Here is a 26,300-nt window from a genome sequence, read left to right on the forward strand (position 1 = left end):
ATTATTTATTTTCTTCTGTTGATTCTATTCTAAAACCTAATTCAGTAACACCATTTAAAACTTCAATTCCTTTTAATTTTCCATTTTCACGAACTGCTTGTTGAATGGTTACTTTGTATTTTCCTTTTTTAGGGAATATATAATTTTCTTTGTACCACAATTTACTTTCTTTTACATCAGAAAAGCCTTGTCCCATAAGACTACCATCTGGATTTGCCATTTGATATTCTAATGTATCAACATATATTTTTCCTTGTGGTTGTTCTAGTTTTACGATTAAAAATAGATTACTAAATTCATAATCATCATTATTACGTACATTAATAAATAAGTTCAATGGTTTTTTTGAAGCTTCTTGTTCAAACTCAAAACTTACTGCTTCTTTTTTTGCCCATCCGTTTTCAAAAGTCTTATACTGGTCAAATACTTGTGATTTGTCACAAGATACCAATGCGATTCCTAAAAGGAAACCGTACCAATTAGTTTTGATCATCTTTTTTATCATTTCTATTTTTTGACCTATTATTTCTGGGTCTTGGTCTATTGTTTCTAGGCCTTTGCCCTTCTGTTTGATTATTCTTATTATGATCTTCTTTAGAGTTCGCAACTTCTGGTTTAGATTTAGTGCCTCCTTCTTGTTTTAATTTACGTTCTTCTAATTTGGGTTTAATCGCTTCTGGTTTAGGTTTAGGTTTGGGTTTATGCTTATGTTCTGGCTTGAGTTTGTTTTGTTCAAAACGAGGTTTTATTATTTTTTCGGTTTTATTTTCAATAGGTTTTTCGTTAGAAATGGTTGTACTATTTGTCTTCTTTTTCTTATTTTTTTTCTTAGGTTGATCAAAACGGGTTAGACTGTCTTGCCCCATTGCATTCTGAAATGTTTTTTCTACTGTTTCCTTTTCTTCTTCGTAAACAAAATCTTCTAAAGTGGCTATTTTTTTTCCTTCTTTATTTAGATCTAAAATTTCTTTTACTTCACTCACTTTAAGCATGTGCCAAATAGCCATATTATCGGGGTAAGCAAACCACATTAATTCTTTAAATATATCAATTTTTTGGCAAGTAGCTTCTCCTCTATCCGTTAATAATTTAGTTTCCATATCTGGAAAATCTTTTAAAGCATCCATATAGGTATCCAACTCATAATTTAAACAACATTTGAGTTTTCCACACTGACCTGCTAATTTTTGAGGATTTAGTGATAATTGTTGATAACGAGCTGCTGAAGTATTAACACTTCTAAAATCGGTTAACCAAGTTGAACAACATAATTCACGTCCACAAGAACCTACCCCTCCTAAACGTGCTGCTTCTTGACGAAAACCTACTTGTTTCATTTCAATACGAATCTTGAATTCGGCTGCATAATCTTTAATTAATTGTCGAAAATCGACACGATCACTGGCGGTATAATAAAATGTTGCTTTAGATCCATCTCCTTGAAATTCAATATCAGATATTTTCATTTCAAGATTTAATGCAATAGCCAGTTCACGAGCGCGTACTTGTATTCCTTGTTCTCTATTACGTGCTTCTTGCCAAATATCTATATCTTTTTGTGATGCTTTACGATATATTTTAGGTGTTTCAGTTGTGTAATCTACTCCTTTTTTTTTCATTTGTACTTTAACTAATTCACCAGTTAAAGTAATAATTCCAACATCGTGTCCAGGATTAGCTTCTGTTGCTACTATATCACCAATGGAAAGGCTTAGTTTTTCAGCATTTTTAAAAAATTCTTTTCTACCATTTTTAAAACGAACTTCTACACAGTCAAAAGGTTCTTGTCCTCCTGGAAGGGACATATTAGAGAGCCAATCGAAAACGGTTAATTTATTGCAGCTATCAGTGCCACAAGTTCCATTATTTTTACACCCCTTTGGAGATCCAGAAGAGGTTGAACAATTAGTACATGCCATAAAATTTGAATATATATTGGTCGTCTCATTTTGAAGTGAGACTACTACTGCCAATTTACTTTTGTGTGTAAAGATACAATTTTTAAGCACCAAAATTCAAATGACATTTTTCAAAATAAAAAAACCTGTTGTATTTATAACACAACAGGTTTAGACTTCTATTTTTTATTTTTTAAGTTTCCTTTACTGTAATTATATGCACGGGACAGGCTTTTTCTGCTAATTCGCAAGCATCAAAAATAGTATGATCATGTGATTTTAAGGTATGAAAACCTTTTGTATCAACGGATTTTATTAAGACAGATTTTCCATCTTTTTTAGACATTTGAAATTGTGCTGGTGCAAACTCTACACAGTAATTACATCCAATACATTTATCTCTTTGTAAAGTTACTATAATCATTATGCCTCTACAATTTTGTATAATTTATCGGACAAACGTATTCTGAAAGGTAATTTAAAAGTACAACTATCTCCTTTTGTTGCTTTATCAGCCACTAGATCATTTACATACATTTCTTCAATAATCATTTCCTGCGCTCCTGTGCTAGGTCCTGTTATTAAAATTTTATCTCCTTGTTTAATATCGTAAGCTTCTATTTTAAATTCACCAATACTTGCTTTAGGAAAATAATGTGTACCTTTACCTACGTATACTTTTTTTTGTGTTGCGTGACTTCCTGGATCTTTACTCCATTCTCCTAATTTCTGTCCTAAATAATAACCACTCCAGAAACCACGATTATAAACTGTTTCTAATGTTTCCATCCAACTATTAATTTTTTCCTTAGAAAAAGTCCCATCGTAATACGCATCAATCGCATCACGGTATGTTTTGGTAACGGTTGCTACATACTCGGGAGCACGTCCGCGTCCCTCTAATTTTAGTACTTTAATTCCTGAATCTATTACTTGATCTAAAAAATCTAGGGTACATAAGTCTTTTGGAGACATCATATATTCATTATCAATTTCAATTTCAAAACCTGACTCTTGATCGATAACCGTGTATTTTTTTCGACAATTTTGTTTACATGCACCACGATTTGCCGAAGAATTGTGAGAATGTAAGCTCAAATAACATTTCCCTGATACAGCCATACATAATGCGCCATGACCGAAAATCTCTATTTCTACTAAATTACCACTAGGTCCTTTAATATTTTCTTTTTCTATTTGTTCTGTAATTTTTTTAACTTGACGCAAACTCAACTCACGGGATAAAACAATAGTATCTGCAAACAAGGCATAAAACTTTACTGTTTCAATATTTGTTACGTTTAATTGAGTAGAAATATGTACTTCCATACCTGCTGTCCTTGCTGTCATAATTACGGCTTGGTCTGATGCAATTACGGCTGTAATACCTGCTTCTTTTGCTTTTGTAATTAATGTTTTAACTATTGACAAATCATGATCATAAATAATCGTATTTAATGTAAGATAAGTTCTTACCTTTTTTTCTTGGCAACGGCGAGCAATTTCAGGTAAATCATCTAGAACAAAATTTACGGTTGCACGTGCACGCATATTTAATTGCTCAACACCAAAATAAATAGAATCACAACCGTTATCTAAAGCAGCTTGTAGGGACTCAAAATTTCCAGCAGGAGCCATTAACTCAATCTTTCCTGTAGTGGTCATATTATTTTGTAAATTTAAACAATTTATCCGAAGCTCTAATTTTAAAAGGAACGGCAAAAGTCACTTTATCACCCGCTATAGCAGTAGTTCCTTCTTGACCATTTACAAAAAGTTGTTCCACAATTAGTTGTTTCTCACCCGTAGTAGGCCCTTGAATTAACACCTTATCACCTACTTTTAATTCGTGATTGGTTAATGTAAATTGACCAACTTGTGCTTTTGAATAATAGTGTTCTCCTTTTCCAATCATAACTTTTTTAACCGCAATGCGTTGGCGTAATGTTTTTGGTTTTGCTTCTCCTTCTGTAGCTTTGGCTAGCGTAATCCCTTCTAAAACACCTGATTTTTTGAACTTTAAAGCTGCTGATTTTCCTTTACGGAAAATTTTATTACCCACTTGGATTCCTTTACGCAATTTTACCTGTTCTTCTAAAGGAAGATGTGTTGTTTCTAAGCATTCATTTGAACAACAATGCTCCATTTTCTCTGCACATTCATCACATTGGATAAATAACAAATGACAACCATCGTTAGCACAATTGGTATGATTATCGCAAGGTTTTCCACATTGGTGGCATTGTGCAATAATATCATCCGTGATTCTTTCTCCTAAACGGTGGTCGAATACAAAATTTTTACCAATAAATTTGCTCTCCAAACCTTGTTCTTTGATTTGACGCGCATAGTTGATGATACCTCCTTCTAATTGGTATACATTTTTAAAACCTTGATGCTTGAAGTAAGCCGATGCTTTTTCGCAACGAATACCACCTGTACAATACATCACTAGGTTTTTATCTTCTTTAAACTCTTTTAATTGCTCGTTAATAATGGGTAACGACTCACGGAATGTTTCCACATCGGGAGTAATTGCCCCTCTGAAATGTCCTACTTCGCTTTCATAGTGATTTCTAAAATCTACTACTATAGTGTTAGGGTCGTCTAAAATAGCATTGAAAGCTTTTGCTTCTAAATGCACACCTTTATTAGTTACATCAAAAGTTTCGTCGTTTAATCCATCGGCAACGATTTTGTGACGCACTTTTACGGTCAGTTTTAAGAAAGAATGGTCATCGTGTTCCACTGCTACATTAATACGAAGCCCTTTCATAAAATCGTAAGCTTCTAGTGTTTCACGGAACGCTTCAAAATGCTCGGCAGGTACACTCATTTGCGCATTAATACCTTCTGTAGCCACATATACTCGGCCTAAGGCTTCAAGCTTGTCCCAAGCGACATATAAATTATTACGGAATTCTTGCGGGTTTTCGATGTGCGCGTATTGGTAGAAAGAAATTGTAAGGCGTTGTTTCCCCGCTTGGTCAATCAACTCGGCTCTTTCTTCTGCGCTTAAGGTGTTATACAGTTGCATGCTATACACTTAAGTTTGAGATTATACAAAATGTTTAGAACTAGCTACGCTCAGTTCGGCTTCGCCTCGAGTCTAATTGGAAGATTCGAGGATGCAAATTTATTGATTTTTAGATGATTTCAAATAAAAATCTCAAAGTATTAAACCAAACTTTGTTTGCTCCACAAGGCAGCATATTTACCGTCTTTTTCAATAAGTTCAAAATGATTTCCTTTCTCTACAACTTTCCCTTCATGCATAACTAAAATAGTATCAGCATTAGCAATAGTACTCAATCTATGTGCTATTACTATAACCGTTTTCCCTTGGGATTTGAAATCTTGTATCGCTTTTTGTACTAATTGTTCCGATTGTGTATCCAAAGCAGAAGTTGCCTCATCCATTAATAAAATTTCTGGATTTTTATATAATGCTCTAGCAATAGCAATACGTTGTTTTTGACCACCTGATAACATGGCACCGTTTTCTCCTACTTGTGTATTAAATCCATTAGGCATTTTCTCTACAAACTCTGTAATTCCTAACTGACCACATAAATCGACAACCCTTTGTATATTAGGAAAAGTATCGCCCAATGCAATATTTTCAATAATATTTCCTGAAAAAAGATTCAATTGCTGAGGAATAACACCAACCATATTGCGCAAACTTGCATAATGAATATATTGCAAATCATAATTTCCAATATAAATTTTTCCACTCTGTATTGGATATAGACTTTGGAGCAGTGAAATCAATGTTGTTTTTCCACTTCCACTTTCTCCTACTATAGCAGTGGTCTCATTTCTTCTAAACACTGCGCTAAAATCAGTAAAAATTTCCTGACGAGAACCATATCTAAAACAAACTTGCTCAAAACGAATATCGCCTAAATTGTCTTTATCTAATTCCATTTTATTTTCAGTTGCTTCACGTTCCAAGTCCATAATCTCAAATAAACGATCCGCAGCTATCAATGCATTTTGCATTGTTTTATTCATACCAATTAACGAAGCAACAGGTGAAGTAAAATAACCAATAAGTGCATAGAAAGAGAATAATTCACCTGGGGTAATTGCACGATCCATGACATAACCAGCGCCAATCCACATTAAAACAACAGTAAAAATAGAAGCTAAGAATTGAGTAGATGTTCCAGCGAATAAAGTATTTGCTCCAGACTTATAGACGGAAAAAAGTAATTTTACAAATCGATTTTCAGTTTTTACATTTGAGAATTCTTCTATGCCAAATTCTTTAACCGTACGTATGTGTGTAATACTCTCCGTTAACTGTGTTTGCAGTTCAGCTCCATTTTCCATAATGTCGCGTTCCACTTTTTTATTAAACTTATTCAATAAAAAGTACACCAATGCATAAAAAGGAATAACTAATAAAATAATCAATGCTAACTTCCAATAGTACGTAAACATTAATACAAACGAAAAAATAACAATAAAAACATTTACGATTAATTCTATGGCTACATCATTTATAAAAGAGCGAATCTTTACTGCGTCATTTATACGTGAGGTAATTTCACCGATTTGCATGGTATCAAAAAAACGCTGTGGCAATCGCAACAAATGCTTATAGTAACCTAAAATTAACTTAGCATCAATTAACTGACCAGTTTTCATGACCAAGATACTCTTTTTTGAACCAATGTATGCCTGAAGTAAAATGATCCCAATCATTGTTACACTCAATAGATTCAAAAGTTTACGATTACCTTCAACGAGTACATAATCCGTAATCTTTTGAACATAAATAGACATGGCAAGTCCTAAAATTGTGAAAACAATAGCTCCTACTAAGGCTTGTATTAAGATAATTTTATGTGGCTGAATTAAATCCCAAAATCTTTTCAATGGGCTAATTTTTTCGCTATAGGTTTTGAAATGATCCGCTGGTGCAAAAAGAATGAGTACTCCAGACCATATTTTTTTAAAATCTTCATAGGTATAATGCTCCATAGTACCTGTCCCAGGATCCATTACCAGTATTTTTGATTTTAAACTATCGATTTCAGAATGGGAGTTCTTTACAAGATCTACTTTATAAATTACAACATAATGATGTAGTTGCTCTTTTATAATTACATGTGCAACAGCGGGTAAAGGAATTTTATCTAATGCGTCCAAATCACCTTTTACACCCTTAGCTGTAAAACCTATTTTTTCAGCAGCCTCAATCATTCCCAATACATTGGTACCTCTTTTATCAGTACTTGCTAATTGTCTGATACGGGCTATAGGAAGATTAACCTTGTAATGATTCCCGATTGATACCAAACAAGCTGCACCACAATCGCGAATATCATGTTGTTTTATTTTTATAGACATTTTCTTATTATTATTTTTACCATAAATGGCTCAAGGAGAGTACAACAGTAACTACTTCAATAAATCCCTGATTACTGAATACTAAAAAGCAATTACTGAACACTAACTAATTTTGGATTTAACCAATCGTCCATCTTATCAAATAGTAAATCAAAAAGACTTCTACGTGTTAGAGTATATCGAGCAGTAAGTGTCATGCCGTTAGTAGCACGGGTCGTATATCCTGATTTAAGTTGTAAAGTGGGAGCGTTTAAAGCACAACGTACTTTAAAAAAAGCTTGATTTTCTTGTAACGTAATATTTTTATCAATATCGATTACTCTTCCTGTTAATAAGCCCCATTGGTTATAATTAAAGGCATCCATTTGAAACTTTACTTCTTGATTCTTATGTATCAAGCCTATGTCATCTGGGCTAACCGTACATTCTACTAACTGCTGATCTATTGGAGTAATAACGGCAATGGGTTGCGAAGGAGTGAAAAAAGAACCTACTTGCACACCCGAAAATTCGGTAATTACACCTGAAACTGGTGCAGTAACATAATAGTTTTTAGATTCGGTAGCTATTTTTTGTATCGTCCCGGTTAGATTTTTAGATTGGACCAACAGTTCGCGGTGACGATTTTGCCACTGTGCCTTTTGACTTTTTTCTAAAACAGCTACAGCTTGTTGAGCTGTTTTGGCAGCATGAAGGAATTTTTCGAATTCACTTGCGGAGATAACCCCTTTATCAAACAGTTTTTTCTGACGATCATGTTCTTGCTGGGCAAAATGATATTTTTCAAGTAACTCATTCCGACGACTGGTGTAACTGTACCATTCTTGTACCATAACAGCGGTACGCAACCGCTCACCTTGTCCTGATACAGCTTGTTGCAAATCGTTCAATAAAATTTGATTATCGTTAACAGTGGCTTGCGTACTGGCTTTTTCTGTTTGTAAAATATCTTGCGCTATTTGTACTAAAGTATCCCCTTTTTTTACAAGTTTATTATTTTTTAGTAAGCAACTAATAATCTTGCCACTTACTACTGTTTGCAAAGGTACTTTATCCTGCTGACTACGAATAATACCACGGCTCTGGCTACTAATGTCTACATAAATAAATGGTAATGCGCCTAATACAACTAGTACTACTACTACCATTACTATATATAAAGACTTACTCCGTGTGGCATAACGCGAGATAAGGGTTTCTTGGGTGTGGATAGGGTCTTGACTGAAATTCATTTTTAATACAAATTAAAATTTAAGACTTTCTACTAAAGCCTTAAATTTGAAACTTTTTCATCTATTTATTATTACTATCCACTTTCCATAATTATAAGAAAGTATAAATAATACAACAAAAATTAATATGGCCAATGATACTAGTTTCTTCTTCATTATTAATGTTATTTTAATCTTCTCTCTCTTTCTGCAGCGTCTTTACCAAAATCGTACGCCCATATAGAAAGTGCTAGAAAATTTATTAATGGATTAAGCTTATAAACTAAATTTTTCAAATTCTAGATAAAAAGCACTTTCCATTTAAATTAAATTCAAAAGTTTTTTAAATAATTTTTCTATGTAAATCCAATTGGAAAATATCGTCAATGAAATCACAAAAATCACCAATCTAATTACAATTTTTTTCTTTAATCTTGATTTTGAAATATTTTCCATACTTTATTTTTTATCGGTCTATTCCCTTTTAAACCTGCTTCGAAATTTTCCCAGTCACCCGCTACACAAAGTCGGGAGACTTTGCGTTATTTATATCATTCTCTATCATAATCTTTTTTCCTGTTTTTCTTTTATTTATCGTTTTACACAAAGTCGGGAGACTTTGCGCAGCATATCCATCCTAAAATTTGACTAGACTTCGGAGAGCTGAGATTTTTACTAAAGCTGAATTCAAGCAACACATGCAACATTAAATTATTTTAAGAAAAATAAAACTTGACAATAAAAATAAATGTATTTAAAAAAGCATGTATAAAAAAGACTTGTATAGAGGCAAAAAAATGATTTGCTCTATGTAAAAAATATAAATAAGCAACTGAAAAATACACTCCTAATATTATAGTCGCAATAAAATAATGAGTGCTATAAATATGAATCAAACCGAAAAAAAGAGCTGATAAAAAAACACTAACAAAAGTTTTATACTTATTCTTTACACTTTCAAAAACTTGATATATAATCAAAAATTGAAAAAAAAAGGTTTCTAATAAAGGAGCTAGAAATAAATATAAAAGCAAATTAGAAATGTCCATTTTAAAATCATTTTGTTTCGAAATTGTGGTTTCGAAAAAAAAATTAAGACTATAACCAATTATAAAATTCAATAAGATTGCTAAGACTGAAAACAAAAAAATGTTTTTAATCAGTTGTTTCAGTAATGGAATCATTAATAATAATTTTATATTTAACCATTAAAAAAATCAGCAAACCTCCAACTGAAAGTCCAAATATATCTTTCAGATCAAAAGTACCAATGCCTTTAACGAAAAATGATAGTATTTCAACTAATGAAAGCAAAAAAAAGTGAAATAAAATTTCGTTCGAAAAACTCTTAAAAAACTTATAATTAAAAATTTCACATAACAAAAAGGTTATAGGTATAAAAACAATATTATTTCCTATATCAGCAACAATATTTAAGAAAAAATTATTAACTGAATATATTTCAGTCCTAAAACTATTTACACAGTAATTATATAGCAACAAAAAAAATAAAATAGAGGTTTTTATAAAAGAAGCGTTATTAAATCTATACATAACTCGTTTTTTTATTCATTTTTTAATATAGAGGGACTATTTTATAATGAAGTCCCTCTATATACTTCAACTCCTTTTTTATGCAAAAAATATAATATTTTAAACCTTTAACAGAATAAGTTAACTATACTTTAAAAGCATAAAAATTAAAATCCCGTCTTAATGTAATTAATTAAAACGATTTGCAGAACCTTTTACTGCTCCAGCTTGAACACCTTCAAGACATCTTACAACTACTCCTACACCATACCAAAACGCATCTGATATCTCACTACCTCCAGAAATATCAACTAATTCTCTATATTCTAAATTTTTCATATATCTTATTTTAATTATGAGAACTATAACCAGCCTTAAATGCATTATATGACGCTTTTGGATTTCCAACAGTCTCAACTATTAGATATTCTATTGCAAATAATAAAGCAGGGTGTATCCCTCCCTCAACGTTTTTCAATTCCTGAGCATTCAGCTCAACTACATTTAAATTTTTCATAAATTTGTTTTTTATATTATCCGCAGTCTTAGTTGTCGTCCAAAACAAATGCTAAGGCTGCTTTTTTATAGTCTGTTTGTTCACTTCCTTTTTGGTAACAGACTTTTAAACCCAAAAAAGCTATCAAATTATTTTAACTCATTTTATCAAGTAATTCCTATCATTGCAAATACAAATAATACTATGATAATAAGTATAAGTATTATTCTAAATGCTCTTTTTTCAGAAATAGAATTATTAAAATTCATTAGTATTATTTTTTATTCAAGAAAACAAAAGTAACTATAGTCACCATTATCCTTTAATTATGTGATAGGCTTGACACAATGGTTTATTAGTGCCAATTGACAATTAATATCCTAAGCCATTATATTTTTTGGATATAATGATCCACCATATTGGAAATCAAAACCAAGAAACCCTACATTTACTAACCAATCGAACCATACGCCTCCCTCAACATTTTTCAATTCCTGAACATTAAGTCTCATTCAATTTAAATTTTTTATGTTTTTTTAACATTAACCGCCTTAGTCTCCTACAAAACAGATACTAAAATTGCTTTTGTAGTCTATTGATTCACTCCCTTTAGAGTATATTAAAAATAGTGACTTAATAAATCATACTTAGAATTTCTATACCCTTTTTCGAATTCTGATGAACTTATAAATTGCTTTATCACTTTAGAATCATTCCCATATCCACTAAAAAGCATCCTTGAGCTTAAATTTAAAAGTTCATATTTTCCAGCAGAATTTTTAATAAAATTAACCTCTACTTGATTCCTTTTTATATCATAATATCTTTTTGCCTTTTTATAATTATAAGTTTCAAAAGACTCATATTTAATTTTTGTGACTGCGTAATCAACTGAATTCAATTGAATTACCCCTTTAAAAGGTGTTTTTTTCTTCTTTTCTTCGAATTCTAAATGTATTTTAGAGTCGTACCATTCTATATTAAATTCAAAATCTTGAGGTCTGTCGAAGCATGGAATATTTTTTAAAGCAATCATTTCAATTGATCGTGACATATAGAAAGGAAAATGCCACGGAACACATTCTTCTATAGGAGTTCCTTTGTCTTTTGGAAACCATATTTCTTCAATAATTTTTTTATTGTATTTAGCAACTGTTTCATCAGTACTGCAAAATATCTTATCATATAGAACCTCTCTTAAATTTATATAATTTGGTAACATTACTTTTGCATTACCCTTAAAAAAAAGAACCGTATCTTTATCCTGCATTGCATAATGAATTCCTTTTAAAAATAGTGAATCATTTTTTAAATAATTATTTTCAGCTTTACGTAAAATTTTTTTGATCAATTGTAAAGGAGTTATTTTTTTTTCTATTATAACCTCATCTAACCCAATTGTATTCTGAGAAAAACTAGTAAAACTCAAAAAAAATATAAAAAGAAAACACCTCATAAAATCTTAAATTCTATTCAATAATAAGTAAAAAAAATTGATCAAACTTTAAAAATAAATATAATTACCAAGAGAATCATGAAATCTTTAATAATAGACTTCATGATATTCGATTTTATTTACCACAAATCTGTTCTCCAACGATTCCCTCCTCCTGGTTTTCTATCATCATCATAATTAACTATTGAAAAACCGAAAATCGCAAAATTAAAAGAGAATCCTCCCTCAACGTTTTTCAATTCCTGAGCATTCAGCTCCACAACATTTAAATTTTTCATAAATTTGCTTTTTTATTATTGGCAGTCTTAGTTGTCGTCCAAAACAAATGCTAAGGCTGCTTTTTTTATAGTCTGTTTGTTCACTTCCTTTTTGGTAACAGACTTTTAAACCCAAAAAGTGTTTTTGTTTTTCGTTTACTTAGGAGAAAAACCATCCAAGAGTAGTAGCTACTTACTGTTTTTATTTACTTGAAATTCTTTGAATGTGCAAAATTCAATGGCAATTTCAATAAAAATACAATACTAATTTCAGTCACTTACTTGATGCAATACTCCAAAATTAAATTGACGATATATTGAATCAATGCTATTAAAAATGCTAACATTTGTCTTTTTTTATTTATTAATTGTAAAATATACTATTTTAATCCTAAAAGCTATTACGTACAAGCTAAAGGCAATTTTCATAAACCTAAAAGGTATTCATTTGAAGCTAAAAGCTATTATTTAATACCTTTTAGGCATTATTTAGAAGGAAAAAGCTACGCTATAGGAACTCAAAGCTATTAGGAATAGGCTTTTTGCTTATTATAGTAAGTTATAAGCTCGTATTTCCTCTACGTCTTTTACTAAAACGTTGGCTTAAATCTTCATAAATTGGTTTGGCAGTTGGTATTCCTTTAGTATGCGCCTCTTTTACCTGACCGTAATATAATAAAGCACTATATATAGCTTCGCTACCCGCCAACATTACCGTGTCATTAAGATCACGTGTAAGTTGTTCTGCTATATTGGCTAATGGAGACAGTTGGGTTACTACCGCTTCGTCTTTTAAAAATTCCGTTTTGTCCATATAAGTGGGAGCAAATTCAGGATTAGTTTCTAAATACGACTTTACCTTTTGAGCAGTTGCCACTGTTTTATACCCCATCTTAAAAATTTCCATGCGCTCCGTAGGAGTAAGCCCTTGCAAAAAAGGAGCTAATAACCTTTTGCATTCTTTCAGTTTAGTTTGCACTTCGTCTAAAACACTTTGTGGTATTTCAAGACTGATTTGATTTTTTATCCCCATAGTTTATGTTTGTTTTTTGATTGCCTAGTTAGTTTAATTGTTTGAATATCTCCACCCAATCGACAAACAATCCGGAAAAAGTTTAAAAGACTTCTTGCTTTTGTATCTTTGTTTCAGAATTGCGATGCAAAGTAAAGGGAGGAGATTGGGTTGTGCAAATCAACATACTCGAAATTCAGGAATTCTAGGTCGAAATTCAGGAAAAACAAATTTACACGACAAACATATCGCTGAAAAACAAGAACTTAACCTCTTAATTAAATTATCAAATTCTTTTTTGAATTTTGGCAAAATATATAAAATGAAGCATTTATACTCAATTATTTTCCTTGTTATACTATCAAATTATAATATAACAAAGGCACAAAGTAAAGAAACCAATTTAGCCAAACTAAATTTTAATAAATTAAACGATCTTTATTATGATAATGCTAGCAATGAAAAATTGCGTTCTAAAATATTAAAGATTTATTATAATAAGGCTGTAAAAAGTGATAGTTCAATTTATGTGGCACAATATTATTATATGTTGTTATATAATAAACCTGCTTCAGTATCCATCAAATATTTTGATAGTGTAATTAAATATACTAAAGGTTCGAAAAGTAAATTTTTTCCATTTACAGGATATCGAGAAAAAGCCTTTAAATTGATACAATTAGGCAGGTATAATGAAGCTATGGAAAATTTTAATCTGGCTGTAAAAGAAGTAAAAAATAAAGACCTTGATTTATATTATAGAAGTCGTTTAGATATAGCAACTTTTATTTCAGAACATTATGGTGATGTAATGGAAGCTTTGCCTATTTATAAGGAATGTTATAATTACAGTAAAAATCAGAAATATGAGGGAAATAATTTTTCATACTTGCATACTAATGTTTTATTTTGCCTAGCTGACGCTTATAGAAGTCTTAAAAAGACTGATTCTTGTTCATATTACAATAGAATAGGTTACAAATTAGCTCTAAAGACAAATGATGAATATTATAAATACCTTTTTGTATTAAATGAAGGTTCAAATCAGATAAACAAAAAGAAATACAAAATTGCTTTAGACAGTATAAATAAATCATTGCCTAAGTTTATCGAATTTAAAGACAGTACAAATGTTATTGCTGGCTATTATTATAGAGGTAAAGCTTACGAAAAATTAGGGCTGAAAAATCTAGCAGTAAAAAACTTTCAACTGGTAGATTCTGTATATAGAAAAACTAAATCTATTTTTCCTGAATTTACAGATGGTTACACCTACCTAGTTGATTACTATAAAAAGACTGGTGATAAAGAAAACCATTTGAAATATTTAACTCAATTAACCTCTATTGATAGTCTAATCAATAAGAAAAATCATTTATTAAATAAGGTTATCATCAAGAAATATCAAATACCTAATTTAATTGAGAAAAAAGACACCACCATTCAAAGTTTAAAAAGTAACTATATTATAGCAATCATAATTACTATTTTATCTATTTGTTTCGCATTAATTCTTTTTCTGAATAATAAAAAACAAAAAAGACTGTATAAGCAGCGTTTTCAAGAATTATTAAAGGAATTAGATAACAAAGCAATTATGGCTGAACCAGTTGCTCAGAATAAAAAAATTATAATTGAAGAAAATGAAAAAGAAATTGGTATAAATGAAGAAAAGCTAAACGATATTTTAGAAAAACTGACTGCCTTCGAAAACGAGAAAGGGTTTTTAAGAATTAATTTGACCATTCAGAATGTAGCAGATGAATTTCAAACAAATACAAAATATGTTTCGAAAATCATTAATGAGTACAAACAAAAAACATTTATACAATATATAAATGATTTGAGAATAGACTATGCTTTAACAATTTTACAAAAAGATACCAAAATAAGAAGATTTACTATACTAGCTCTTGCTAATGAATTTGGCTTTAACACGGCAGAATCTTTTTCCAATGCTTTTTTTAAAAAAACTGGAATAAAACCAAGCTATTTTATCAAAGAATTAAATAGCTCTCAAACATCAGTAAATTAATGAAATAAAAATGAGTTAAACTCGGAATTCAGGAATTTCGAGTTTAACTCATTTAATTTAAAATTAACAATAGATATTTTTGCACGAAATATTATTTAAGATTCTATGAAAAAAAAATCAAATTCAATTTCAAAACTTATGTTAAACAAAGTTACTGTTGTGGAATTAAACAGTAAATCATTATTAGAAATAAATGGAGGTGATCATGATAATACAGGTCAAACAAGTGGTAATGACGGTCAATCTACGAGAGCATGTAAAACTATTTACGAGATACCATTTAATTGATGATCTAAATTTAAAAGTTATTTTTCAAGCTATTTAATTTGAAAAATAACTTTTATAAATTATGAAATAATGAAAAAAATATATTTGGCGTTTTTATTTAATATCAGTTTAGTATTTTCCCAAAATTGTACTATTCAAAAAAATTCAATACAAGAACAATACTTCAACATTAAAATAACAGATGAATACAGAAGTTTAGAAAAATTGGATGATAGTACTACAAATTGGTTAAAATGTCAAAACGAAAATTCTAAAAACGTTTTATCGCAAATAAAATCAAAAGATAGTCTTTCTAAGACTTTTTATGAGCGAGTAAAAGCAAGAAAAGATCAAACTTTTTATTTAACTTTTAAGAATAATGATCATTACTTTTTTTGTAAAAAACGAGTAGGTGAAAATTATGCAAAGTTGTTTTTAAAAAATCAACAAAAGGAAGAAATACTTATTTATGACCCTAAGAATTACAAACCAGAATTAGGCAAACAATTTGTAATCAGTTTTTATCAGCCTAGCAATAAAGGTGACAAAATAGCCATAGCCCTGACAGAAGGAGGCAAGGAGGTATCAGATATGATTATATACGATTTAACTACTCACACTTTGTTATCTGATGTTATAGAAAATAGTTGGCCATCAGAAATGGGGGGTATAAGCTGGTTGCCTGACGATAGCGGTTTTATTTATACAAAAATGGCAAGTAACAATAACAATGACCCTGATTTTTTATTAAATTCTGAATCTTGTTTACATTTACTAAATTCACAAGGAAAAGACAAAGTTATTTTTTCTAGGATTTTAAATCCAGAAATAAATATACAAAAGGAAGATTTCCCTATTGTTCAAATTAAAGAAGATTATTTGATAGGTTTCCTAGGTGGTCCTACAGAATACAAAGATTGTTATTATACATCATTAGAAAAATTAAATGAGAAAAAATTAGACTGGAAACCTTTGTTTAAAAAAGAAGAAAAAGTGACACCTAATTATTTTGTCAAAGGGATGAATATTTTTTTCATGGTTAATAACAAAGAAATATTGATTCAATCATTAAATGATAATGAAAATTCAAAGAAAAAACTTGTTGTAACTACGAAAAAAGAGGAATATCTAAACAATATTCTTCCCACAAAAGAAGGGTTTTACTATTCGACGCTTAAAAATGGGATAGAAGCAAAATTATATTTTTACAATGGTAAAAAAAGTAAGGAAATAATTTTGCCTTTCAAAGCTGGTGATGTATCATTAGAGAATATAGATGCGACTAAATCTGAATTATGGGTTTATTGTTCTGGATGGACTCAAAGAACAAAGATTTTTAAATATGATTTAAAAACTAATACTTTTACTGAAGAAAAAATCAATGAGGAGAACACCAAATATAATGACTTAGTAGTTGAAGAATTAGAAATAAAAACACACGATGGTTTATTAATGCCTGTTTCAATAATAAGACAGAAAAATATCAAGAAAGACAAGAAAACAAGAACCATTATAGATTCTTATGGTGCTTATGGTTCAATAGGAGCACCCACTTATTCTGAAAACATGCTTGAATGGGTGTATAATGGTGGGATGTATGTTTATGCTCATGTGCGAGGCGGTGGCGAAAAAGGAGATGATTGGCACAAGGGAGGTTATAAACAAACAAAACCTAATAGCTGGAAGGACTTGATTAGTTGTGCTGAATATTTAATACAAAAAAAATACACTTCTCCAAAGCATTTAGGAGTTTTAGGAGTTAGCGCTGGTGGTATAACTGTAGGAAGAGGAATTACAGAACGCCCTGATTTATTTAAAGCTGCTGTTATAAAAGTTGGAATATTAAACCCTTTACGTTTAGAGACTACTCCTAACGGCGCTAATAATGTAAAAGAATTTGGAACCACGAAAATTGAAGAAGAATTTAAAGCATTATATAAAATGGATCCTTATTTACATTTGCAACCTAATACAAATTATCCTGCTACTTTACTCACAGCAGGTATGAATGACGCAAGAGTTCTATACTGGCAACCTGCTAAATTTGTAGCAAAAATGCAAGTTTGTCAAAAAAATAATAATCCTGTATTGTTTAGAGTTAATATGGATGGTGGTCATGGAAGTGGTGTTACAGTAAATAAATCACTGGAAGAAAATATTGATGTTTACACTTTCTTTTACTGGCAACTAGGACACCCTGATTTTCAGGTTAAAAAGTAAAATTCTATAAACACAACCACCCTAAAAAGAGGCTGTCAAAAAATACAACCTCTTTTTAGTATCAAAACATTCAGAGACAAGTATCAACTATTTTAGCCTAATGAAAAACTACAGTTTCACTAACACCGTAATAGTTCGTAACCCTATACAAGACAAACAGCTCGATTTGAGTTGGGAAAAAATAGTAGCCCTTTTTTCAGAAAAAGCTCATAGAGAAGCGTTGTTTTTAGGATCGCCAACGGTTTATGATACTTTAGTGGCTTGGGAAAAAGGAGCAAATACTTTAGAAACTATTGCTATAGAAAAATTAAAAATTACCCTCTATAAGTATGCCTCTAGATTAGCGAATCGAGCTACCCCATTCGGGATGTTTGCCACAGTGGCAGCTGCAACTATCAGCGCAAACAGCGCTTTAGCCGTCCAAAATAGTATATTAGGAAGGCATACAAAACTAGATATGTTTTTTTTAGGCAGTTTGTTGCCTATCATTACAAAAAACGAGGATATCCGAAGTGTCTTACAATACTACCCTAACAACTCTCTGTATGAAGTGGTAGATAAATACAGGTATGTAGAGTATTATTTTAAAGACAATGTACGGTTTCATAAAATTTCTGAAGTGGAAAAAACGGAGTACCTAGAAGCTGTTTTGACTATTTCTAGAAAAGGGACTTCCATAAAGGCGTTAATCGAATTGCTTGTAGATGAAGAGGTGACAGTAGAAGAGGCAAAAGAATTTATTGATACGCTAATTGAAAATCAGTTTATTGTAAGTGAACTAGAATTTACCGTAACTGGGAAAGACTATCTCGAAAAACTAATTGACACCTTCCGCGAAGAACGTTTTGCTTTTTATGAAGCAACAGTTATCAGCAAGCTAATTACTACCCTCAAAGAAAAAATAACAGCACTGGATACAAACGGCACAAATACTAGTGATGTCTATCTCGAAATTTACAACCTCCTTCGTAATCAAATAGGTAACGAAGTAGATATTGCTAAACTTTTCCAAGTAGATAGTTATAGAAAAATGACAGGCAGTGTAAGCTTTAAAACACTAAAAAGTCTAAGAAGTGCTATTACTGCCTTAAATAAATTACAGTCTAGTCCAGAAAATGCCACTTTAAAAGAATTCAAAAAACGATTTTTAGAGCGGTATGAAGAATACGAACAACCACTGGCTGCAGTTTTAGATCCAGATATTGGTCTTGGATATGCCAAACAAACGGGTGCCAAAACACCTTTATTAGACAACCTAGCCGTTATGCCTCATAAACAAGAAGAAAAGCAACTCTTTTTTGACAACAAAAAAACATTTCTGTTAAAAAAATTATGGGTTGCATTGCAAAACAATGCTACAGTTATTGAAATTACAGATGAAGAACTGAAGGATTTTCAAGAAAATGAATTGCTATATCCCGATACCTTTTCGGTTTTTACCAACATCTTTACCGAAGCGGGCAACGAAAAAATCAATTTGAAATCGGTTTCAGGTACGTCTGCTAATGCGTTAATAGGGCGATTTACCCATCTGGATGCTAACATTTTAGCCTTAGCCAACGAAATTTCGAATCTAGAATCGCAATTAAATCCTGATAAAATCATTGCCGAAATTGTGCATTTGCCTCAGGCGCGTACAGGAAATATTTTGTACCGAAACTTTCAACGCGACTATGAAATTCCGTACTTAGGAAATGCTTCGGTCCATCAAGAACATCAAATACAAATAGACGATTTGTATGTTTCGGTCAGAAATAACAAAGTGGTGCTTCGATCAAAACGGCTGAATAAAGAAGTTATTCCGCGTTTGAGTAATGCGCACAACTATAGTGCTAATGCGTTGCCCATCTATCATTTTTTATGCGATATTCAAAACCAAGATACTTTTGGACTGAAATTTAGTTGGGGTCCTTTGCAAGCAGAATTTGATTTCTTACCTCGAGTACAGTACAAAGATGTACTTTTTGCACGTGCTACCTGGAATATTAAAAAACAAGATATAGAGACGATTCTCACTACCGAAGAATCAAAAATCGTAGAAGTCGTAAGAGCCTATCAAAAGAAAAGAAAGATTCCTAATCTAATTTATAGTACACAAGGAGATAATGAAGTATTGATAAACTTTGACAACGCGTTAAGCTGCAAGGTTTTTTATAGTATGCTTAAAGGGAAAAACTTTTTACAACTTAAAGAGTTTCTTTTTGAAGAAGAGAGTATTACAGGCAATTATTGCAACGAAATTATTTTAAGTGCCCATCGCAATGTTCCTATTACAATAGCTACTAGTATTACTGATTTTACTTCAGAAGAAATTCCAGATGTAAAAGAGTCTTTCTCTATAGGTGACGACTGGTTGTATTACAAGTTTTATTGTGGCGAAAGAGCGGGAGAAGAAGTACTAACTAGAATAATCAATCCGCTGGTAGGTGAATTATACCATAAAAATCTTATTACAAAATGGTTTTTTATTAGATACAACGACACATTAGGTCATCATATCCGATTCAGAATTTTACTCAACAATTTGAATAATTTTACAGACTGTATCCAACTTGTCAAAAAATATACAACCGAATTTGAAAAATCGAAGGTAATCTGGAAAGTACAAACGGATAGTTATTTGCGAGAATTACAGCGTTATGGCCATTATGCTATTGAGGCGACAGAATCCTTATTTCATTATGATAGTTTTTGTACGTTACAATTTACAGCTATGATTGAAGGAGATTCGGGTGAAAAAGTAAGGTGGTTGTTTGCTATGCTTTCTATCGATCATTTGATGAATGATTTCAACATTTCACTCGAAGACTGTGTAAAATTATTCAATGCAGCTAAAACTTCATTTGGAAAAGAATTCAACAGATCAGGTAAACTAAACAAAGACATCAATACATTATTTGCCGATAATGAACTCGAAATAGAACGCTTCTTGGATAAGAATAACATTGAAGAAATGTACGAACCTTTATTGCAAATTTTAGCAGTACGATCACAAAACAATATTCCAGTGATTGAAGTACTTCAAAAGTTTGATGCTCAAAACAAATTACCACGTCCGTTACACGAAGTTTTATTGAGTTATGTGCACATGATCTGCAATCGTATTTTTCTTTCTCAACATAGAAGACATGAAATGGTGGTTTATGATTTTATGTATAAATATTATAAAAAAAGAAGCTATTTAACCCCTATTACGTGTTAGAAATTTATTAGAAAAAAAAGGATTTTGAAACTAAAAAAGATATTTTTTGTCCTCAAATTAAGTTCTTTTAAAAGTTTGCAATCTGGTCATTTGTAGAACAGGAAAATCACATACTCTAAATAATCTGACTTCTCCCTTGGGTCGAAGTGACAAAAGAGGTGTTACATTATGGCTTTTGCTCCCATATCTGCACAATTTTTTTTCGTGCCTTTATATTTTATTTGTCTTTTCATCTTCACAACCAAGTCTAATACAGAATTTGGCTTTAAATCAATAAAGTATATTAAATAGCTAAATAATATTACTATCATCTTACCATTTATTTTTTCAACCACATCTAAATTACTTCAAAATATTTTCCGGGTAAAGGTCGTACTACTCCCTTTAGTTCCATATTAAGTAATAAAGAGGATAATCTAAAGACTGTTAATTGAGAATTTGCCGCAATATTGTCTAAATGTTCTTTTTCTTTTCCTTTTAAATAATCAAAAACAGATTGTTCTTCATCTGTTAGGGAAACAAAAAGTTGTTTTTGGATTGATCTTATTGATTTTTTTAAATCCCAATTTAAATGATAAACTAAATCTGTGGCATTGGTTATTAGTTGTGCGTTATTTGTCTTAATTAAATTATTACATCCTTTACTATACTTATCCGTTATTCTTCCAGGAACAGCAAAAACATCTCGATGATAATTATTAGCCATTTGAGCTGTTAATAAAGATCCTCCTTTTTCCGCACTTTCAATAACCAAAGTAGCCTCTGAAATACCTGCTACTATTCGATTGCGTTTTACAAAGTTTTCTTTATCAGGATTAGTTGTACTCCAAAACTCAGTTATAAAACCTCCATTTTCCTCCATTTTTTGCATATATTTTTTATGACATTTAGGATAAATTTGGTTTAAACCATGTGCTAAAACACCTATTGTTTGTAACCCGTATTCTATAGCATATTGATGTGCTACTATATCTACCCCATAAGCAAATCCGCTTACAATAATGGGATTTAGTGGAACTAGATCTTGAATAAAGTTTTTACAAAAATCAATCCCTTGAGGTGTTACTTGGCGTGTACCAACTATACTGATAATTTTTGGATTATCTAATCGTATATTTCCTGTAGTAAATAACAAAATAGGAGCATCATAACATTCTTTTAGTCTTGTTGGATATAAAGAATCCTGAAAATACCACACATTAATAGATTCTTTTAATAGAAATTTTTGCTCTTTTTCGGCTTTAATAAAAGAGCTTGACTTTTTTAAATTTTGTATTAATGTAGTTCCAATTCCTTCTATTTTGGCTAAATGGGTTGGTTTCGCTTTAAAGACTTCTTCTGCAGATCCACAATTTAATATCAATCTTTTAGCTATTATATCTCCTACTCCTTCTGTATTTAAAAGGGCTAAGGCATAAAATAAATCAGTATGTAACATGGCGTATAAATAATAATACTACAAGTTACACATTTTTTAAATTGTTGATAACATTTGTTAATAAAATTTTTATTTCGGCTTGTAATTTTTAATTTTGTTCCCAATAAAATGAAGGTAGTTTACGTTTATTTAATTCAAACAACTTGGTTTTTAAAAAAGAACCCTAGTTTTCACTCGAATTACCTCTAATAATATCATTTAAAATAGATGAATATCGAACAATATATATCCGAATTACTCTATCGTTATCAATGTGTAATTGTACCCAATTTGGGTGCTTTTCTAACTGAAACTATAACGACTACGGTACAAGAAAACACCACTACTTTTTTTCCTCCTAAAAAAATCGTTTCGTTTAATAGTTATATAAAAAATAATGATGGTTTACTAGCTAATCACATAGCCTTACAAGAAGGAATAAGTTATGTGGTAGCTGTAGCAAAATTGGATTCTTTAGTAAAAGAATGGGAGCAAAAATTGCAGAGACGTGAATTTATTGTTTTAAAAAATATTGGTATCTTAAAGTACAATATTGAAAATCATATTGTATTTGAAGCTTTTGAGCATACTAATTATTTAACCTCATCGTTTGGATTTACTTCATTGGTATCCCCTACTATTAAGCGGGAGGTACTAAAAACAATAGTTCCTCAGGAAACTATTACAATACTGGAGGAGGAAGAGAAAACGGAAACTACATTGACGTTGGTTCCTCAAAGGAAAAATCCTTTTAAAAATTTTCTAAAATATACAGCAGTCCTAACCGTAAGTATAGGAGCTGGAACTTTTGGATATTTAGGTTATCTAGAACAACAAGAACAATCTAAGTCGTTAATGGTACAAAAGGAAGTTCAAAAAGAAGTAGAAACTAAATTACAAGAAGCTACTTTTTTTATAGAAAATCCTGTTCCTCTTCATGCTGAAGAAAAAACATTAGCATTTCATTTAGTAGCTGGTTCTTTTAGAAGTTTATCAAATGCTGAGCGTACGGTGAATGAATTAAAAACTAAAGGGTTTTCTGAAGCTAAGATTATGCCACAAAATGAACAAGGTTTATTTCCTGTTTTTTATGGCAGTTATGCTACTTATACGGATGCACAACATCAACTAACTACAATTCAGGAAAAAGACAATCCCGAAGCTTGGTTATTAATTAAAAATTTATAATGCACAAAAAAGGGATCTAAAAAGTTGCCATTTTATCATTTTCGACGAAATGGAGATTCGAACAAAGTGAATAGGTGGAGCAAATCACATAATTGTGACAATGTTACTTCTCTTGTCGTAGAAATAACAAACGAAATGTCTAGTTACTACTTTTTAGACACTCTCTTTTAATTTTTACACAACAAAAACATTGTATCTTTGCAAAAATTTTAAATTATGCAACCTAAATCCCCTTCAGAATCTCTAACTGTTATTACTGACTTAGTATTACCAGGTGAAACTAATCCATTAAATAATTTATTTGGTGGTGAACTTTTAGCAAGAATGGATCGTGCTGCAAGTATAGCTGCTAGAAGACATTCAAGAAGAATTACAGTAACTGCTTCTGTAAATCATGTTGCTTTTAATCGTTCAATTCCTCTGGGAAGTGTGGTAACTATTGAAGCCAAAGTTTCTAGAGCTTTTAACTCTTCTATGGAGATATTTTTGGATGTATGGATCGAAGATCGTGAATCAGGTAATCGAACGAAAGCGAACGAAGCTATTTATACATTTGTAGCGGTAGACGAAACAGGGAGACCTGTTGAAGTGCCTCAGATAATTCCTCAAACAGAAGAAGAAAAATTGCGATATGATGCTGCTTTAAGAAGAAAACAATTAAGTCTTGTATTAGCTGGAAAAATGAAACCAGATGAAGCTACAGAATTAAAAGCTTTATTTATTCAATAATAAATGCCCCGAAAAGTTACATTCTTTTTGGGGCATTTATCAAAATTTTTATTTTAATAAATATTCTTCCATATATCTTATTACTGCTAAACGCTGAAAGTCAACATTTGATTTTTTACGAAATCCATGTCCTTCATCCTTTGCTTCTAAATACCAAACGACATTACCTTGACTTTTTAACTTATCTCGCATTTGGGTAGCTTCGGTTACAGGTACACGTGGATCATTCGTACCTTGAATGATAAACATTGGTTTCTTAATTTTATTTGTATTATTTAAAGGTGCTATTTTATCTAAGAAATCATACATTTTAGGATCTCGTTCATCACCATATTCTACACGACGTAAGTCACGACGATAATCTTCTGTATTTTTTAAAAATGTATTAAAATTAGAGATTCCTACTACATCTACACTGCAACGAATTTTATCAGCATAGTGAAAAGCTGTCGCTAAAGTCATATATCCTCCATAACTTCCTCCCATAATCATAATACGATCTTTATCTAATTCTGGTTGTTGTGCTATCCAATCTAATAAAGCTCCAATATCCTGTACAGAGTCTTCTCTTAAAAAACCATTGTCTTTAGCTAAATAAGTTTTTCCAAATCCTGATGAACCTCTAACATTAGGATAAATTAGTACTATACCCATTTCATTTGTATAATAATTACTTGCTCCTAAAAACGATGCTAAAGATTGCCCTTCGGGTCCTCCATGAATATTAATCATTACGGGTCTTTTTCCAGTAAATTTTTTTGAAGCAGGGTAATAAAAGCCCGAAATTTTCATTCCATCAAAACTTTTCCATTCAATCAATTTAGGAATTGCCATATCTGCTTTTTGCATTTCACCTAACTCACTCTCTGTCCAACGTATTATTTTATTAGTTTTTAAATTTAGTTTATACACATCAGAAGAAGAGTCTGCTGTAGATTGTGAAAAGAAAATACTCTGACCATCTTTAGTAAATCGGACACTTCCTGTTAATCCTATTGGAAGATTAGGGATAATCTTAATTTGCTTAGTTGCTGTATCCATTAAATACAACTTATGTACCCCTCCTTCATTGGTCATAAAAACTAATTTTGTTTTATCTTCATTCAAATCATAACTTTCTACATCCCAAGGAATAGAAGACGTAAAATATGTAATTTTTTTATTTTCAATATTAAATGTTGCTAAACGACGAAATTCATTATCACGATCTGTTGTAAACCAAATTTCGTTAGTAATTTTTGAAAAATTTGCATTTGTTTGTACCACTCCCTTATCTTCTCTATTCGTAACTTGTGTCAGTTTACCTGTTAATATATCTAACATCCAAATATGTGATTCATTAGCTGAAATACCTTCTATTACTAATAGCTTTTTTCCGTCTTCTGAAATATCTGCAATATTCCACCCTCCTCCTTTTACTTCCAAAATTAATTTGGTTGATGAAGGATCATTAGGATTCATATAATAAATATCACGATCGCCTCCATTGCGTTTTGTTGAAGAAAAATAAAATCCAACTCCTTCTTTTTCCCATATTATATTTCCATTTTGAGAACGTCCTCCATCTGTCAACAAATTTGATTGTCCTGTCTTTAGGTCTAACTTATATAATTGTCCAAACTCATTTCCTCCTGTATCACGACTATAGACCAAATACTCTCCTTTGGTTGGCTCATAAGATGCTGCAACAATAGGTTCTTCAAAAAAAGTAATTTGTTTACGAGCGCCTAAAGGTTGTATTACTTTATGTAATTGATTTGTTGAACCAAATCGAGTAGATATAATTACTTCTTCTTTTATAGGATGTATTGCTGATAAACTGGCTCCTCGTGTTTCTGTATATTTTTTAACCTTTTGAGCTAATTCTTTGGATATGGGGGCAATGTTTTCTGTAATTAAATTTTCATTCGGTACAACTACATTTTTTTTGTCTTGTGCTATTGTATGAATCGCTAGGGAAAGCACGAACAACTGTAATGATGTTTTCTTCATATTTAAATATTGATTGATTTTTTTAA

The 26,300-nt window shown here is 31.0% G+C and carries 23 protein-coding genes; 6 read left to right on the plus strand and 17 right to left on the minus strand.

Annotation, left to right across the window (positions count from 1 at the left end; genetic code table 11):
* Position 1: 1 nt before the first annotated feature.
* The 15 genes from NAB20_RS03390 to NAB20_RS03460 form a co-directional block, all read right to left on the minus strand.
* Positions 2-493: a gliding motility lipoprotein GldH gene (locus tag NAB20_RS03390; protein WP_164849095.1), complete on the minus strand. Its 492-nt coding sequence runs from the start codon at positions 491-493 to the stop codon at positions 2-4.
* A complete protein-coding gene (locus tag NAB20_RS03395) occupies positions 480-1,919 on the minus strand; it encodes a stage 0 sporulation family protein (protein WP_375605772.1) in 1,440 nt (479 codons plus the stop codon). Before NAB20_RS03395 ends, NAB20_RS03390 begins: the two co-directional genes overlap by 14 nt.
* Before the next feature lie 172 nt (positions 1,920-2,091).
* Positions 2,092-2,322 (minus strand): ferredoxin, encoded by a 231-nt coding sequence (locus NAB20_RS03400; protein WP_105196209.1) that lies wholly within the window; start codon positions 2,320-2,322, stop codon positions 2,092-2,094.
* Positions 2,322-3,563 carry a peptidase U32 family protein gene (locus tag NAB20_RS03405; protein WP_375605498.1) on the minus strand — a complete coding sequence of 414 codons (1,242 nt, stop codon included), beginning with the start codon at positions 3,561-3,563 and terminating at the stop codon, positions 2,322-2,324. The genes NAB20_RS03400 and NAB20_RS03405 overlap by 1 nt, the downstream gene beginning before the upstream one ends.
* 1 nt (position 3,564) lies before the next feature.
* A complete protein-coding gene (locus NAB20_RS03410; protein WP_375605499.1) occupies positions 3,565-4,935 on the minus strand; it encodes a rhodanese-related sulfurtransferase in 1,371 nt (456 codons plus the stop codon).
* A 140-nt stretch (positions 4,936-5,075) separates the two neighbouring features.
* Complete coding sequence (locus NAB20_RS03415) at positions 5,076-7,259, minus strand: peptidase domain-containing ABC transporter (RefSeq protein ID WP_375605500.1); 2,184 nt, start codon at positions 7,257-7,259, stop codon at positions 5,076-5,078.
* Positions 7,260-7,351: 92 nt separating this feature from the next.
* Positions 7,352-8,491 (minus strand): HlyD family secretion protein, encoded by a 1,140-nt coding sequence (locus NAB20_RS03420; RefSeq protein WP_375605501.1) that lies wholly within the window; start codon positions 8,489-8,491, stop codon positions 7,352-7,354.
* A 695-nt stretch (positions 8,492-9,186) separates the two neighbouring features.
* The gene (locus NAB20_RS03425; protein ID WP_375605502.1) at positions 9,187-9,654 is read right to left on the minus strand and encodes a type II CAAX prenyl endopeptidase Rce1 family protein; all 468 of its coding nucleotides are present in this window, start codon (positions 9,652-9,654) and stop codon (positions 9,187-9,189) included.
* A complete protein-coding gene (locus tag NAB20_RS03430; protein ID WP_375605793.1) occupies positions 9,626-10,024 on the minus strand; it encodes a hypothetical protein in 399 nt (132 codons plus the stop codon). Before NAB20_RS03430 ends, NAB20_RS03425 begins: the two co-directional genes overlap by 29 nt.
* A gap of 168 nt (positions 10,025-10,192) precedes the next feature.
* Positions 10,193-10,342, minus strand: coding sequence for a hypothetical protein (locus tag NAB20_RS03435; RefSeq protein WP_375605503.1), 150 nt, complete (start codon positions 10,340-10,342; stop codon positions 10,193-10,195).
* 10 nt (positions 10,343-10,352) lie between these two features.
* Positions 10,353-10,520, minus strand: a complete 168-nt coding sequence (locus tag NAB20_RS03440) for a class IIb bacteriocin, lactobin A/cerein 7B family (protein ID WP_375605504.1) — start codon at positions 10,518-10,520, stop codon at positions 10,353-10,355.
* A 359-nt stretch (positions 10,521-10,879) separates the two neighbouring features.
* Complete coding sequence (locus NAB20_RS03445; RefSeq protein WP_375605505.1) at positions 10,880-11,011, minus strand: hypothetical protein; 132 nt, start codon at positions 11,009-11,011, stop codon at positions 10,880-10,882.
* Positions 11,012-11,118: 107 nt separating this feature from the next.
* Positions 11,119-11,850 (minus strand): hypothetical protein, encoded by a 732-nt coding sequence (locus NAB20_RS03450; RefSeq protein WP_375605506.1) that lies wholly within the window; start codon positions 11,848-11,850, stop codon positions 11,119-11,121.
* 224 nt (positions 11,851-12,074) lie between these two features.
* Positions 12,075-12,233, minus strand: coding sequence for a hypothetical protein (locus tag NAB20_RS03455; protein WP_164849096.1), 159 nt, complete (start codon positions 12,231-12,233; stop codon positions 12,075-12,077).
* 538 nt (positions 12,234-12,771) lie between these two features.
* Entirely contained in the window at positions 12,772-13,245 is a 474-nt protein-coding gene (locus NAB20_RS03460) for a hypothetical protein (protein WP_375605507.1), read from the minus strand.
* Positions 13,246-13,546: 301 nt separating this feature from the next.
* Here NAB20_RS03460 and NAB20_RS03465 point away from each other — a divergent pair, with 301 nt between their 5' ends.
* The 4 genes from NAB20_RS03465 to NAB20_RS03480 all read left to right on the plus strand — a co-directional run bounded on the left by NAB20_RS03465 (position 13,547) and on the right by NAB20_RS03480 (position 20,948).
* Complete coding sequence (locus NAB20_RS03465) at positions 13,547-15,259, plus strand: helix-turn-helix domain-containing protein (RefSeq protein ID WP_375605508.1); 1,713 nt, start codon at positions 13,547-13,549, stop codon at positions 15,257-15,259.
* Between the two features lie 138 nt (positions 15,260-15,397).
* Positions 15,398-15,547: a hypothetical protein gene (locus NAB20_RS03470; protein ID WP_375605509.1), complete on the plus strand. Its 150-nt coding sequence runs from the start codon at positions 15,398-15,400 to the stop codon at positions 15,545-15,547.
* A 69-nt stretch (positions 15,548-15,616) separates the two neighbouring features.
* Positions 15,617-17,746 (plus strand): prolyl oligopeptidase family serine peptidase, encoded by a 2,130-nt coding sequence (locus tag NAB20_RS03475; protein WP_375605510.1) that lies wholly within the window; start codon positions 15,617-15,619, stop codon positions 17,744-17,746.
* A gap of 100 nt (positions 17,747-17,846) precedes the next feature.
* Entirely contained in the window at positions 17,847-20,948 is a 3,102-nt protein-coding gene (locus tag NAB20_RS03480; RefSeq protein WP_375605511.1) for a lantibiotic dehydratase, read from the plus strand.
* 337 nt (positions 20,949-21,285) lie between these two features.
* On the opposite strand, the gene dprA is transcribed toward NAB20_RS03480, so the two are convergent.
* Positions 21,286-22,386: a DNA-processing protein DprA gene (gene dprA / locus NAB20_RS03485; protein WP_127823387.1), complete on the minus strand. Its 1,101-nt coding sequence runs from the start codon at positions 22,384-22,386 to the stop codon at positions 21,286-21,288.
* Positions 22,387-22,593: 207 nt separating this feature from the next.
* Between dprA and NAB20_RS03490 the strand changes: the two genes are divergently transcribed.
* Both NAB20_RS03490 and NAB20_RS03495 read left to right on the plus strand, forming a co-directional pair.
* On the plus strand, positions 22,594-23,553 hold the full coding sequence (locus tag NAB20_RS03490) for an SPOR domain-containing protein (protein ID WP_088393427.1): 960 nt from the start codon (positions 22,594-22,596) through the stop codon (positions 23,551-23,553).
* A 216-nt stretch (positions 23,554-23,769) separates the two neighbouring features.
* A complete protein-coding gene (locus NAB20_RS03495) occupies positions 23,770-24,282 on the plus strand; it encodes an acyl-CoA thioesterase (RefSeq protein WP_105196835.1) in 513 nt (170 codons plus the stop codon).
* Between the two features lie 48 nt (positions 24,283-24,330).
* Here the strand turns inward: NAB20_RS03495 and NAB20_RS03500 are convergent, their stop codons facing one another.
* Positions 24,331-26,274, minus strand: coding sequence for a prolyl oligopeptidase family serine peptidase (locus tag NAB20_RS03500; protein ID WP_088393431.1), 1,944 nt, complete (start codon positions 26,272-26,274; stop codon positions 24,331-24,333).
* Positions 26,275-26,300 lie beyond the last annotated feature (26 nt).

It is taken from the genome of Flavobacterium davisii (genome assembly GCF_042182265.1).
Classification (GTDB): domain Bacteria; phylum Bacteroidota; class Bacteroidia; order Flavobacteriales; family Flavobacteriaceae; genus Flavobacterium; species Flavobacterium davisii.